General features: G+C 35.7%; 10 protein-coding genes. 1 reads left to right on the forward strand and 9 read right to left on the reverse strand.

The features are described from left to right. Positions 1-15 precede the first annotated feature (15 nt). The gene (locus tag C1A06_RS12145; RefSeq protein ID WP_101690482.1) at positions 16-2,844 is read left to right on the forward strand and encodes a glycoside hydrolase family 3 N-terminal domain-containing protein; all 2,829 of its coding nucleotides are present in this window, start codon (positions 16-18) and stop codon (positions 2,842-2,844) included. Between the two features lie 119 nt (positions 2,845-2,963). On the opposite strand, the gene C1A06_RS12150 is transcribed toward C1A06_RS12145, so the two are convergent. The 9 genes from C1A06_RS12150 to C1A06_RS12190 form a co-directional block, all read right to left on the reverse strand. Further along, the gene (locus C1A06_RS12150) at positions 2,964-4,385 is read right to left on the reverse strand and encodes an MFS transporter (protein ID WP_101690483.1); all 1,422 of its coding nucleotides are present in this window, start codon (positions 4,383-4,385) and stop codon (positions 2,964-2,966) included. A gap of 101 nt (positions 4,386-4,486) precedes the next feature. Then, positions 4,487-5,248, reverse strand: a complete 762-nt coding sequence (locus C1A06_RS12155) for an endonuclease/exonuclease/phosphatase family protein (protein WP_101690484.1) — start codon at positions 5,246-5,248, stop codon at positions 4,487-4,489. Between the two features lie 43 nt (positions 5,249-5,291). After that, entirely contained in the window at positions 5,292-7,619 is a 2,328-nt protein-coding gene (locus tag C1A06_RS12160; RefSeq protein ID WP_101690485.1) for a family 20 glycosylhydrolase, read from the reverse strand. 44 nt (positions 7,620-7,663) lie between these two features. Then, positions 7,664-8,632, reverse strand: coding sequence for a metallophosphoesterase family protein (locus C1A06_RS12165; RefSeq protein ID WP_101690486.1), 969 nt, complete (start codon positions 8,630-8,632; stop codon positions 7,664-7,666). Positions 8,633-8,693: 61 nt separating this feature from the next. Continuing rightward, complete coding sequence (locus tag C1A06_RS12170; RefSeq protein WP_101690487.1) at positions 8,694-9,482, reverse strand: glycoside hydrolase family 16 protein; 789 nt, start codon at positions 9,480-9,482, stop codon at positions 8,694-8,696. A gap of 84 nt (positions 9,483-9,566) precedes the next feature. Then, complete coding sequence (locus C1A06_RS12175) at positions 9,567-10,748, reverse strand: glycoside hydrolase family 130 protein (RefSeq protein ID WP_185116844.1); 1,182 nt, start codon at positions 10,746-10,748, stop codon at positions 9,567-9,569. A gap of 92 nt (positions 10,749-10,840) precedes the next feature. Further along, on the reverse strand, positions 10,841-12,112 hold the full coding sequence (locus C1A06_RS12180) for a hypothetical protein (RefSeq protein WP_145996402.1): 1,272 nt from the start codon (positions 12,110-12,112) through the stop codon (positions 10,841-10,843). Beyond that, the gene (locus tag C1A06_RS12185; RefSeq protein ID WP_101690489.1) at positions 12,112-13,695 is read right to left on the reverse strand and encodes a glycoside hydrolase; all 1,584 of its coding nucleotides are present in this window, start codon (positions 13,693-13,695) and stop codon (positions 12,112-12,114) included. The genes C1A06_RS12180 and C1A06_RS12185 overlap by 1 nt, the downstream gene beginning before the upstream one ends. A gap of 30 nt (positions 13,696-13,725) precedes the next feature. Then, positions 13,726-15,393 carry a RagB/SusD family nutrient uptake outer membrane protein gene (locus C1A06_RS12190; protein ID WP_245872061.1) on the reverse strand — a complete coding sequence of 556 codons (1,668 nt, stop codon included), beginning with the start codon at positions 15,391-15,393 and terminating at the stop codon, positions 13,726-13,728. Positions 15,394-15,401 lie beyond the last annotated feature (8 nt).

Consider the following 15,401-nt stretch of genomic DNA (forward strand, 5'->3'; position numbering starts at 1 on the left):
TCAGAATACCTTTATATGAAAAGAATATTTCTACCCGTAATTATTTCTCTTTGTTGTACAACTGCTTTTCCTCAAAATAAAGATAAGCGTATTCCTCCTGACAAGGATCTGATAACATACAAGATTCCCAAGAATTCAATCTATAAAAATGGTTGGGTGGATTTCAATAAAAATGGCAAAATGGATATCTATGAAAATCCATCTGCTCCAATCAACGACCGTATAGAAGATCTGCTATCTCAGATGAATCTTGAAGAGAAAACATGCCAGATGGTCACTTTGTACGGATACAAAAGAGTGCTTCAAGACGACCTACCTACACCTGAATGGAAAAACAAACTTTGGAAAGATGGAATTGGTGCTATCGACGAACATCTAAACGGATTTCAAGAATGGGGATTACCTCCATCTGACAATCCATTTGTCTGGCCGGCATCGCGTCATGCATGGGCTTTGAACGAAGTACAACGTTTTTTTGTTGAAGAAACCCGTCTGGGTATTCCAGTCGATTTCACAAATGAGGGTATACGAGGTGTTGAAAGCTATATAGCAACTAACTTTCCAACTCAATTGGGACTCGGACATACATGGAACCGCGATCTTATAGAGAAAGTCGGATATATAACAGGACGCGAGGCAAGGCTATTAGGTTATACAAACGTATATGCTCCAATATTGGATGTAGGGCGCGATCAGCGCTGGGGGCGATACGAAGAAGTATACGGAGAATCGCCTTATTTGGTTTCGGAACTAGGCTTTTCGATGGTAAAAGGATTGCAAAAAGATTATCAAGTTGCTTCTACAGCCAAACATTTCATTGCATATAGCAATAATAAAGGGGCTAGAGAGGGAATGGCTCGTCTTGATCCTCAGATGTCGCCGCGCGAAGTAGAAAATGTCCATGTATATCCTTGGTTAAAGGCTATTCGCGAAGGTGGTCTACTTGGTGTTATGAGCTCATACAACGATTATGATGGCTTTCCCATACAAGGTAGTTATTATTGGCTGACTACACGTCTGCGTAAAGAAATGGGATTCAAAGGATATGTTGTTTCGGATAGCGATGCAGTAGAATATCTACACAGCAAACACGGAACTGCGAAAGATATGAAGGAGTCGGTACGACAAGCGGTTGAAGCAGGACTGAACGTCCGTTGCACATTCCGATCTCCAGATTCTTATGTCCTACCCCTTCGAGAACTTGTTGAAGAAGGTTCTATAAGCATGAAAACTATTGATGACAGAGTTCGTGACGTATTGAGGGTGAAATTTTTGGTCGGACTTTTTGATATGCCTTATCAAATGAATCTAAAACAAGCCGATATAGAAGTAAATTCTGCAGAAAATCAGGCTATAGCACTACAAGCTTCAAGAGAATCAATTGTCCTTTTGAAAAATGAGAATAGTATATTACCCCTATCTAAAGAAAAAATAAAAACGATAAGTGTTTGCGGGCCAAATGCCGATGATGCGGCATATGCTTTGACTCATTATGGGCCTCTAGCTGTAGATGTTACATCTGTACTTCAGGGCATTAAAAATAAAGTTGGAGAATCAAATGTTCTTTACACAAAAGGTTGTGAAGTTGTGGATGAGAACTGGCCTGAATCTGAGATAATCTCTTTTCCTCTTACCGATACAGAACAAGTAGAAATTGATAAAGCAGTAGAAAATGCAAAGAAAAGTGATATTGCTGTTGTAGTCCTTGGAGGTAATAATCGAACATGTGGTGAAAATAAATCACGCTCAAGCCTTGATCTTCCAGGAAAACAATTGGACCTACTACAAGCTGTATACAAAACAGGTACTCCTATAGTTTTGGTTTTGATACATGGAAGACCAAATTCGATAAATTGGGCAGACAAATGCGTTCCTGCTATATTAGAAGCCTGGTATCCAGGCTCTCAGGGAGGCACAGCCGTAGCTGATGTTCTTTTCGGCGACTACAATCCGGGAGGTAAGCTTACAGTAACCGTTCCTAAAAGTGTAGGGCAAATACCATTTAATTTCCCATCGAAGCCAAATGCTCAGGTTGATGGTGGAGCTAAACCTGGTCTGAATGGTAATATGAGTAGAGTAAATGGAGCGCTCTATCATTTCGGATATGGTTTGAGCTACACAACTTTCGAATATTCTGATTTAAATATCTCTCCTAAAACAGCTACAGACAAACAAAATATAACTGTCAGTTTTAAAATTACAAATACAGGGGATAAAGATGGAGATGAGGTTGTACAGCTATATACTAGAGATGTCGTGAGTTCAGTAACAACATACGAGAAAAACTTACGCGGTTTTGAACGAGTACATCTCAAAGCTGGTGAAACAAAAGATATAAAATTTATTATAAAGCCAAGTGATCTGTCGCTTCTTAATATTCATAACGAATGGGTGGTTGAACCTGGTGAGTTTAAAATAATGATAGGAGCATCATCTGAAGATATTAGACTGGAGGATACATTACTTATCAGAGATATTTTTGATAGAACATCTAAAATATCAGATAGTAAAAAACTTGATCCAACGCTGAACAATGTATTGGATAATAACAAACAAACAACATGGAATGCTAAATCTGGCGAAAGTCTTACATTCGCGTTGAAAGAAGGAACCAAAGCCCATAAAATATCTATCCTTTGGAAAGATGCTGATGATTCTACAGACTTTGAAATTCAAGCTTCAAGGGGAGGCGGTCAATTTATCACAACCTATGTCGGGAAAGTTCAAGTCACAGATAATTTCCAAGAGTTTCCTTTAGGTGGTGATGTTGCAAGTGATATTCGTATACTCATAACAAAAGGAAAAGCTTCTATATCTGAAGTTATATTAGACAATTTAAAATAAATCAACAAACAAGATAAAGAATCTATCTTTATTGAAACAAAATGAAACCTCGTCAGCTATCTGACGAGGTTTCATTTTTTACAGTGATAACAATTGACAATGTAATTCAGAGAATGACCTTAGTTCTCTGAACGTTTCTTTTCTAATTCTTCTGAAATCTCAGCTACTTTTTTATCATTCAATGGATAAAACGTCATACCTAGAAAGGCTAGTCCGCAGCAAATTGCCGGAATTATACTAATCATCAAACGCTCTCCATAGATTGTTTCAATACTTTGTTCTATGATAGCAGGGTCGTATTTAAAGAAGAATAGCCCCCACCCTGTTGCTGCAGCACCCAATGCCCAACCTAATTTTTGAGACATCGAAGATGATGAAAATATAAGCCCTGATGCTCTACGACCGTATTTGTACTCTTGATAATCGACAATATCAGAGAACATACTCCACAATAAAGGAAGTACATATCCTGCAAAAAGAGAGATTATCGCTTGTAATAGAAGTATCCAGCCCAATTCGTTTGGCACAAAGAAGAATACGACACTGAAAAGTGCAGCAAAAAATGTAGCTATCAGATAGGTCCTCTTCTTGCCATATTTACTTGATAAAATTGGTGCTAAAATTACACCGACCAAATTACAAACCTGACCAAGCAAGAAGTATATAGTAGTTAGATCCCATCCAGTCAATGGTGTTGAATAGCTGATTTTAACAAAGTCTCTAAAATAATAAATCGCGACACCATCTCGAACTGCATTGAATAATAATGAAGCTAATCCCGTTCCTACTAATATCCACCAAGGCGAATTTTTAAATAAGATTTTAAGGTCACTCTTGACAGATACTTTCGTCTCCTTTTCTTCATTTATAGGTTCAACGCGCTCGCGAGTCCATTTGAAGCACATAATAAACAAAAATACACACAATATGCCAATGACTCCTACACCCATAGTCCAACCTATAGCACCTGTACTTATAGTAGAATTACTTGTTATAGAAATTTCCTCTCCAAAAGAATTGTTGAAGAAATTAACTAACGGTTGTAACAGCATGAAAGTGATAAAACTTCCGATAAAAGCAAAAGCCATACGATAAGATGAAAGGATGTTCCGTTCTTGAGGATCGCTTGACATTACTCCTAATAATGACGCATAAGGAACATTGACTAAAGAGTAAACGATCATCATCAGAGAATACGTTAGATAGGCATATATTAACTTGCCTTGTGCCCCAAAATCGGGTACATAGAATGTAATTATACCCATTACCGCAAATGGTATTGCAAAGTATAATATATAAGGACGATAGCGTCCCCAACGAGTCTTGGTACGGTCAGCCATTATTCCGACAAATAAATCGAAAAAAGAATCCCATACACGGGCAACTAAAAACATCGTACCAGCTGCGGCAGCAGTAATACCGAAAACATCTGTGTAGAAAAAGAGTGAATACATACCAAATATCTTCCAGAACATAGAAGATGCCATGTCTCCGAATCCGTATCCAACTCTTTCTTTCAATGAAACTTTATGAGCACTCATATTGCTTTAATTTGTAAATATTGTTGTTCTTATATTTGTCGCTATTAAAAATATCAATCCTGCTTATTTAGTACTGTTCTCATTTTATTTGATTATTTTAGTTAGAATTGGATATCAACAAATAAAGGTCTGTGGTCAGAAGCTATTTTATCTTCAATCACTTGAGCTTTCTCAACATTGTATATTTTATCATTAGCTGTGTATCCCCATATATAATCTAATGTACTATCAGGCTCAACCGAAGGAAATGTGTGCTGATTTACATCAGATAACAGCTGCCAATGTTTTTCCAAAAGCCTCATCATTTCTGATTCTGGGAGATCGTTCAAATCTCCCATCAAAATGACAGGCTTCATATATTTGGACACCGTTTCATTTATAATACCAACAGATTTTATTCTCTCTTCGGTGTCTAATGACAGATGTGTATTAACAACAACATAATCTTCAAATTCGACAATAAGAGCTGTACGCATTTCATCAGCGCCTGGTAAAGAAATTTTATTTACAGAAATAGGTTTTTCTTTACTCAAGATCCCATTCCCGTATTTACCCCCATCATGCAGTATTGAGTGTCCAAACACTGCGTTCATATTTACCTGATCAGCTAATAGTTGAATTATATCAACGTTGCCACTACGACCGATAACACTATCTACTTCCTGAAGGCCTACAACTTCGGGATTTACATCCAGAATCACTCTTCCAATACGGGCAATATCCACAATACTATCCATACCTTCTCCGTGATGTATGTTATATGTCATGAAGCGATATGTATCTACTTTTTGTTTGGAATTCTGGCATTGCACAAATAAAGGTAATACTAAAATTACTATAGCTACTTTTAAAATATTTTTCATCTCACTTTTATTATATTTACAATGACTAATCAATATTAGACATTTATTTTACGGTAATCTCTTCAATAAATAGTCTTGGATAGAAAGCTCCTGCAATCACTTTATTAGCGGGTATTTCTGGTACTTTCTTTATCTTCAAACGTACTTTAAGCACATCGATCGGATCAAACGACAAAACGGCTTTACTATCGGCTGCTTCAATCTGATCATAATTAAGCGTTCCTATAGTATTGAAAGTATTCCCATCTAAAGATACTTGATACTCTACTGTTTCAGGGGCGTAAATCGATCGATGTTCCTGATTTATAGACAATACAGATATTTCGCTAACTGATGTTACTTTTTCTAAATCAATGTCTACCGTTAAATGATTCTCATGGTAAGAAAACCAATCGTCACGCTCCATTAATTTGTCCATCCCCAACTTGCGATTGAATAAGTTCTCGGCTAAATGATTCTGTATTTTCTCATCTTTGTCATTCGATAAAATATAAGACTTACCTGCGGCTTTATTTTCAACAAATAGTTGCTCATATGGCGCATACATCACTTTTCCATCTTTTACCGAAATGGCTCTTACAATAACTTCCTTCTCGGGTAGAGAAATGGCTGATCTATAAACCTCACTTGAGGTTGTAGGTTCACTTCCATCGATTGTAAAATGGATCGTTGCTTGCGGAGCATCACAAAACAATTCTAAATTCACACCGCCTATACCATCACTAACAACTTTATCCTGTATGCTATAGAAAGCATTCGAATAATTCAATCCGGCATAATCGTATCGTTTTAGCAATGAAGGCAAAGCCTTACTAAAGTTGTTGAAATTTTTCAGTTCTGGTTGAATCCATGCTAATTCGGCTAAAGCAGCTAAACGAGGATATATCATAAATTCACGTTGTTCTCTGGTCGATAAATATTCAATCCAAGTATTTGCTTGTACACCCAATATATGTTTCCATTCATCAGCAGTTAATTCGGTCGGATAAGGATCGAATGAATAAACCTTACTAATTGGTAAAAAACCTCCAATAGCTAATGGATCTGCAGGAGAAATAGATTGGTAGTAATCGAGATACAAATAATTATAAGGGGTCATTATAACATCATTTCCGTGTTTAGCTGCTGCTACACCACCTTCTATACCTCGCCAACTCATCACTGTTGCATCCGGAGCTAATCCGCCTTCAAGTATTTCATCCCAACCAATAATACGTTTATTCTTTGTTGCCATGAATTTCTGAATTCGCTGTATGAAATAAGATTGTAATTCATGCTCATCCTTCAATCCTTCATCCTTCATTCGTTGTTGACATGATGCACAATGTTTCCAGCGCACTTTTGGACACTCATCACCTCCGATATGAATATATTCACTAGGAAATAATTCAACTACTTCACTAAGAATATCTTCCAAAAAATTGAATGTTTCTTCTTTTGTACAATATACATCGTTAAATACGCCCCAAGTACCTTGTACCTCAAAAGGACCCCCAGTACAAGAATACTCAGGGTAAGCAGTTAATGCCGCCATAGCATGTCCAGGCAATTCGATCTCAGGGATAACAGTGATTGACCTTTCTTTGGCATAAGCTACGACCTCTTTAATTTCTTCTTGAGTATAATAACCTCCTGTATATGTGTTATCCCACTGACGAGGAGCACTAAATAGATGTCCTTTCAATGTTCTTTCACGAAATCCACCGATTTCAGCTAAACGAGGATATTTCTTGATTTCGATTCTCCATCCTTGATCTTCGGTCAAATGCCAATGAAAGACATTCAATTTCAATAGAGCCATCTGATCAATATAATCTTTCACCTCTTGCAATGGTACAAAGTGGCGACACACATCGAGGTGCATCCCTCTATAACCAAACATAGGGGCATCTTCAATCTTACAACAAGGAACTGATAATTTTAGATCAGCTATTTTACTGTTACTTTCTAATGCCGCAGGTAACAACTGACGGATAGTTTGAGTAGCATAGAATAAACCTTGAGTATCTGTATACTCAATTTCTATTTTGTCTGACGCTATATTTAAAATATAACCTTCTTCATTTTTTATTTTTTTATTTACTCGGCATATTACTGCATTTGACAGAGGCTTAACACCTGTCACGGCCAATTTGATACCAGTCGTATTTAAGATACGCTCTCGTAACACATCAAAAGCTTGAAGTGATTGTTCGTTTGATCCATCAGCGAAATATATCTTCGTTTGATTGTCAAAAATAAAAACGCCTTTTGATGGTTTTAAACTTTTAGGAGCCGGAATAATATCGTAATTGTTATTTTGCGCAAATATCAGACTATTGCAGAGAAACAATGCTATTATTAAAAATACGGCTTGTTTTATTTTGCTCATATTATTTTATGCTTCTATTATTTTTCAATTCATTATTATTCAACTTATCTCGCATGTTGAAATTCGTATTCCGTAGCAGATAATGTTCTTATATAGGTCTTCATAATTGCATCGTTCTCTGAAATAATGATCACTCTAGCTCCACGGTCAAGCAACTCCTTGTAAGCTGATGCATATCCTGTTTTACGTCCATAAGCTAATGCTATTTTTGACAATACACCGATATAATCATTATTATGATCATGCCCCGTAAATACTCCTAATACATCTTGTTGTTCGATAAAAGCGCTAAATAAGCCACTATTAATTTTAGGAGAACATACTTCCTCTAATTTATTTCCTAAAGTTTCGGGCAATTCTTTTACTATTTTGTATTCAGGCAAAGGAATATGAAAAAAGGCCAGAGCTGGCAATGTTGTATTACTCTGTAATTTATACTTATTGCTTATAGAACGGTACCATTCTATCTGATTACCTTTTATCCAGTCATAATAGCCTAATTCTTCATGATTATTTGTATACGAATGAGAATCGAGGAAATAGAGTATCCACTTAGTCGAATCCGATTTTTCAGCTCTTACTGGTACATGGCAATTACCTACCCCATCAATAAATTCTGATGCGTTGAATGTTAAATTAAGAGGTTCCTTCATTAATATATTTAGCTGTTCTTGTTTTGTAAAAGCTGTTTCAGTATCATGGTTACCAAAGTTAACAATAAAAGGTACATCTACTTCTTTCATTATAGCAATAATATCTTTCCATGATCTATCGGCTTCATTAGAAACTGCTATATCACCTGTAAAAACTACAAGATTGGGTTGCTCTTCTTTAATGAGATTCTTCATCAAATTTGCAGTACTATCATTGATATTTTTATATTTGTCTCCTTCAGACCAGTGTAGATCTGTAAATTGCATTATTTTAAATTGCCCATTTTTGAAATGTAGTGTTGTTTGAGCTTGTATCTGCAATACAAAAAGTAATAATATGCAGAATAGTAATTTTCTCATTTTATATTATATTTTATTTTCGACTATATCAATTCAATGAACAGTCAATATTATTCGTAATTTATTTTTCTGATTTATTTTGATAGAAACGAATCCAATCGATGTACATATTAGCAGGAAGATCATTAATATTATATTCTCCAACCCAATTTCCTCCAACCTGATTACTTAGAATAATATAGAAATTATCCTCAAATGGAAATTGATCTATACCCAAGCTGTCAATTTTAGGATAACAAAGTGTTAATTTATCATTCGTAAAGAAGCGTAAACTATCAGGATAAAACTCAAGAGCATAAATATTATAGTCATTATTAGTTATCGGATGCGTAGCAAATCTCTGAGGCTCATCATTATCGGCTAAAGTATAGGGTGTGTGGATAGTTTGATATACGATTGTATCAAAACTTAAGTGTTCCATTATATCAATTTCACCACCAGCCGGCCACTTCCGACCTTCAGGCAGCATCCATATTGCTGGCCATAAACCTTGCCCTTCGTCTAATTTTGCCCGAATCTCTAATCTTCCACTCTGAAAGCTTTTTTTCCCCATCGACCAGACACCTCCTGTCAATACTTTTGCGGTATCATCTTCAAGATATATATTAGGGATGGCTCTCAATATAAGATTTCCATGCGCAATTTTATAACACGAATCATAGTCGGTCATAAATTTATTCCAGTCGGCTTGTCCTCGTGGAATTTTTGACCAAATATTATCATCTATCACTTCTTTCTCGAAATCTTCTTCCCAGATCAATATCCATTCATCATTTTTAGATTGCTTTATATTACATCCCAATAGTACGAATGAAAATAATATAACGGATATGAAAATTAGTCTTTGCATATTGGTATTAGTTTATTGAATATGGATAGCCTCAATCCGAAAATTGAGGCCTCCAAAAAATGAAGTATATTTAGGTAGAATTTTTCAATTAACACATACTTTTTTATTTTTATTTATAATTTTATTCAAGGTTTCCACCGACTTAATAGATCTTAACCCATCCGAATCTGTATTAAAACAATAATCCAGAAGTCTGTCAATAGATGATGTTGCAACGTGCAAACGCGTATCTGATGATGCATAATAAATATACACGGTACCATCTTCATCGGCAATCCAACCATTACAGAATAAAACATTAGAAACATCACCAACACGTTCTTCACCATCAGGTCCCATAAAATAACCTGCAGGTGCTGCTATGATTTTTTCAGGATGTTCTAATTCAGTTACAAACATATACAAAACATAACGCAACCCAGCTGCGCAAGCCCGAACACCATGTGCTAGATTTAACCAACCTTTTGCAGTCTTAATTGGAGCAGGACCTTGCCCATTTTTTGCTTCCTTTATCGTATGATAATAGCGTCTATCTACTAACTGCTCACCGTCAATTATTGCATTTTCCATACTATCTGTCAATGCCCAACAGATTCCGCCACCATTGCCGGCATCGATGAAACCATCTTGTGGACGCGTATATAAAGCATATTTACCATCAACAAATTCAGAATGTAATACAACATTTCTTTGATGACATTTAGCTTTCACGTTTGGTAAACGTTCCCACTTTTTCAAGTCTTTTGTCCGAACAACACCTGTTGAAGCTATTGCACTAGATATATCCCCTAAAGGAGCGTTCTTGTCTTGCATCTCGGAACAGAATAAGCCATAGATCCAACCATCTTCATGCTTTGTCAACCGCATGTCATACACATTTGTCTCGTCTTCATCAATATCTGGTAATAGAACAGGATAATCCCAAAACTTAAAATTATCTATCCCGTTGTCACTCTCTGCCACTGCAAAGAATGATTTACGGTCTACTCCTTCGACTCTAGCAATAACTAAATATTTATCATTGTGTTTAATTGCACCTGCATTAAACACTGCATTTATACCAAAGCGTTCGAGCAAATATGGATTAGTGTCCTGATCTAAATCATAGCGCCACGATAAGGGTGTATGCTTTGCAGTTAAAATTGGGTATTTATACCTTTCATAGATTCCATTACCCGATAATATTTGTTCATTTTTTTGCGAAATAAGTTTTTCATATTCGCGATTTAAACCTTCTAATCGTTTATTATATTTTTCTATATTCATCTTATCACCAATAAATCAACTTTATACTTTCAAAAATAAAAGGGCAAAGCTATAAATACACCTCTTCGCCCTTTTATTTCGTACTAACTAGCCTAGAAGCCTAATACATCAGGGCCTTTGAAAACCATATAACCTTCGTCACCTGTTTCTTCCTCAGTAAATGTAAACCAATAGTGATTATCTTCTACTTTTTCCAAAGTACATACGGATAAGCTTATAGATGTTCCTTCTTTCTCCTGACCTTTTGAGATATCATATATCCTTGCTTCTGATTTAGTCCCAACTTCTACATCTCCAGTATAAGTAATACCATAAGATGTATAAGTAGATCCAACCTCAAATATTGTTCTATTCAAGGAAGGAATGTAATCTCCTCCTCTCAATGTGTTAGATATTGTACTTCTCTTTCTATTTTTAAATATTCTTAATGTCTTGTCTTCTAAGAAAGGCTTGTCGATTTGTACAATTAATACAATTTTCTGACCAGATCCATCAGTTAATGTAACTGTTGGCTGAGTAGCAGAGTTTTTCGCAGATAAAGTGATAGTCTTAGCTTCAGTATCAATTGATGTGCCTAGAATACTTGCAGATGAAGATGAAGTGACTTCATATCCAGGTTCACCTCCTTCGAAAGGAATAACTAATGTTGAATTTGTTTCCATAAAGAGAATTTTACTTGGATCATATCCTACAAACTGTAATGATGCCGCAACATCTTTAACTTCTATAGCTACATCAACTTTTTTACCTTCCGAGTCTGTTATCTTCAATGTAGTTTTTCCAACATTCTTAGGTATAATTGTAATATTTCCTTTAATCTGATATGGATCATTGGATAAGTCTTGCTCCTCAGGTTCAACTAGATTAACATCCACAATTTTTTGTTCCGGATCGTCAAAAGTAAATTCATAGTTACCATTACCATCATATATCTCAATATTCCTTTCCTCATCTCCTTGTCGAAACTCAAGTTCATTTTTACTTAAATCTAATACTAGATCAACGGTTTCTTTAACATCAACTTTTATAATTGATTCTTGATTGGTCCAGTCATATAATTTAAAATAAACTACTCCCCTTTTCTTTCCGATAAAAGTAAATACATCTTTGCCTTCTTGTAATTCAACCCTTGCTGTATCTTTTGTCAACTGAGGAGCATCCAATTTGTTTACATACTCTATCCTATAATTGTTATTATTTGATAGTAATTTAACCTCTTTTACTGTTTCTCCTTTTGTTAAATTTAGCACTACATCAGTACTTTCAAGACTCAGATCATTGTATGTTGGATCTTCTCCTCTATCACAACTTATCACAAAAAGTGAAGTGAGTATGGCCGTAAAAAACAAATATATTTTTCTCATTATTCTTCGATTATTTCATTGTTAGTAACTAGTTTACCTTTTAGCGTCGTTACACTATACGGAAGAATTGTAGTATATCGAGATGAAGTCTCAACAGATGGATTAATCTTAGTTTTTTTCCACTGGTATGTCTCAACAGACTCGTATTTCTGCATATTTTTAATACCTAAGTTTTCAATTTCGAAAACTATATCTTGACTTACTGTTTGATCTAAATTAACAATAACTATTGCATACTCATTATTAACATCATCTACGTAAGCAGTTATGAGTAGTTTATCTAAAAAATTCTGTATACTAGAATCTTCTCCGTCTACTTTTACTTCTGTAGCATATCTATAGCTACCTATAGGAATGTATTTTGTAAAGTGGCCATAAGTATAATATCTCATTGCTTCTGGTGTTTCATAATATGTTCCAGGTATTTCTGCTTCAAGACGAATCAAACTTTCATTATTCGTTGTAGGTCTTGCTCCAGCCCACCACATAAAAGAGTTAATATTGCCATTAGCTAGATATGTGTGGAAAGTTTTAGCCCAATTCATGCCATCTTTCCATGACCCATCGTAGTTAGATGTACTACTAGTCTCGGTATTCCACACTTTGAGATTATTTTTCACAGCATCAGTATAAGGCACAATCTTAGCATCGCCGGTAAAGTATCCATGACCAGCAGCAATTACATTTTGGTTTACAATTTCAGGTCTATATTTTATCATATTACTTATCATAGTACCTCCATTTTGCCACCATGCATGCTCACCAATAACAATAGAAATATCCTGATGTCCTCTTCTATTTAATTCTGGACGTAGGTTATCAATAACAAAGTCTGTAAGTTCTTCTGCGCTCCATCCACAAGCAGCCCATGATGCAGAACTTGAGTTTGGTTCATTTGCAGGAGATACATAAGAAGTTTTAGAACCCGTAGCTTTTTCCATACCTTCTATAAAGTCAACTATATAGGTAGCATAATCCTGATAATGCTCTTTTTTAAGCTTCCCATTATTCAAATTACCAGAGCTTTTCCACATCTGTAACGGGCTCCATGATGAATGTAATACTTCTACGTTTGGAAAGTTTTTTCTCACATAGTCTAGTGCCCACATCTGACCTAGCTCTTCAATATCGTAACTTATAGACCAATAATCACTAACTAGTGACGGATGATCAGCAGGCAAATTATACTTTCTATCCCATCCAAAATCAAGAGTTCCATGTTTGGCATATGTTTCGCACACATATCCTCTGTAGAACTTCAAATTAAGTCCATCTTTACCAAACAATCTATCCAATACTTCTTCTCTTTTCAGATTTGTATATAATCTACCAGACCAACCAGCGATAGCACAGCCAAAACCATCTATCTCTTGGAATTTGTTTTCTTCAGAGAATAAAACTTTTACTTTAGCTTTAGTCGTAGGCTCTTCTACGACCCCATCATCCTCGTCAGCAAGTCCGGGATCAATAAAATCTGGAGGCATTGGTAAGTTTACGGTTTTGTCATCGCTACATGCTGAAAATCCGATTCCCATAACTAACACCGAAAAAGCTAACGATATTATATATTTTATTTTTGTCATAATATTATTTGTTTCAGTTTAATGAATTAATTACTCCCACGCGCTATTTTGTTTCATCAACAGATTAGTATTCAACTCTGTTAGCGGAATAGGATAGTATAGATGTTTAGCTTGGAAGTTATCAGCTCCTTGCTTTTTATTTTCTTTAAAAATTGCTTTAATTTGATCAGCAGTATACCAACGTTTAAGATCTTCAAATCGTCTACCTTCGTTATAAAATTCCAATAGATTTTGGTGTTCAATTTCTTTCCACAATGCTTCTCCTGAGAATGTTTTTGCTTCTAATCCAGCTCGTTCTCTGATCTTCGCTAAAGCTTTATTTGCACCAGCTTCATCTTGAGTTTTATAACAAGCCTCTGCATAAAGCAGCAGTGTTTCCGCAAATCGCATTACGCGTATATTATTCTTTTTGCCCGGAGTATATGCCATAAGGTCTGCTTTTCCATCATTATCAAAAAACGCAGTGTATTTCTTTGTTAAAAATTTTCCTTCTTTTCCGTTAACAGTTGGGAAAGCAGGCATTCCTTTATTTAGCTTTTGTTCCACTGCCAAGTCCCAATATTGATTAAATTTAGATGCACCATCATACCAATCAACACTTTCATCGCGAGCATCGCCATACAGTTTTGTATCGAAGAAAAAAGAAGTGTACATTCTCTCGTCAAAGTTGCGTCCATTGTAACTTTGAACCTTACTTGCTGTTTTCTTTTCTTTAATAAACTCTGAAACGATAAATGCAGATGGAGCTAATTTCATCCAGCCTCCAGATTGAGGAGAGCCAAGCCATTGAGGAAGAGAGTTACCTTGACCTGCAAATCCGCCATTACCCCATGTATATGCACCTTCTCCATATTCAATCTCGAAGATAGATTCTTTGTTGTGCTCTCCATCAGGAATAAAATTCTCTTCGTAATTGTAAACTAAATCATATGTATAAGGAGGTTTCTGTAATTCTTCTAAAAGTGTTTTAGCTTTTCCATATTCGTGCTGAGTTGCATAAAGTTTAGCTAATAGCATTACCGCTGCTCCTTTTTCGATACGTCCAGATTCTGCTGATATTCTTTTTATCGGAAGATCAGCTTCTATTGCACTCTTCAGATCTTGTTCAACTTGATTGAATATATCAGCCTGTGGTGAAGGGGCAACATACTTTTCTTCTTGAGAAGGAATAAGACGTAACGGTACTTCCAAATAATGGTTTCCTAACAGAAAATATTGATAAGCACGTAAAAAGTAAGCTTCACCTTTCAGGCGTTCTCTTTCTTCTACACTGAGTTCATCTGTCGGAACTTTATCAATATTATTTATTATAACATTCGCACGTTGTATACCTTGATATAATTGTGCATAAGAATATTTCTCGTTATCTATCGAATTAGAAAATGTAGCAATTTCCCAAGATGCAGCTTCCTCTCCAAGTACAGTCCAAGTTTCATCGCCTCGAGCTTGCAGATCTAGAAAACCTGTTGTTGCTCCAAACCAGCCATCTAGCTGAAATTGTATCGGTTCGTATGCTGTTGCCATTGCTGATTCTGCATTAGCCTTACTCACCCAAAACTTGTCTCCTGTGAAGCTATTTGGATCGTCCAAATCTAAGAAGCTTTCGCTACACGACAACAACATTGCTGATATTGCCACTGTGGAAAATATTCTTCCCAGCCACTTTTTTGTTTTTTTATGCATATATGTATTATTCATAATCTATT

The organism is Dysgonomonas massiliensis (assembly GCF_900240225.1).
Classification (GTDB): Bacteria; Bacteroidota; Bacteroidia; order Bacteroidales; family Dysgonomonadaceae; genus Dysgonomonas; species Dysgonomonas massiliensis.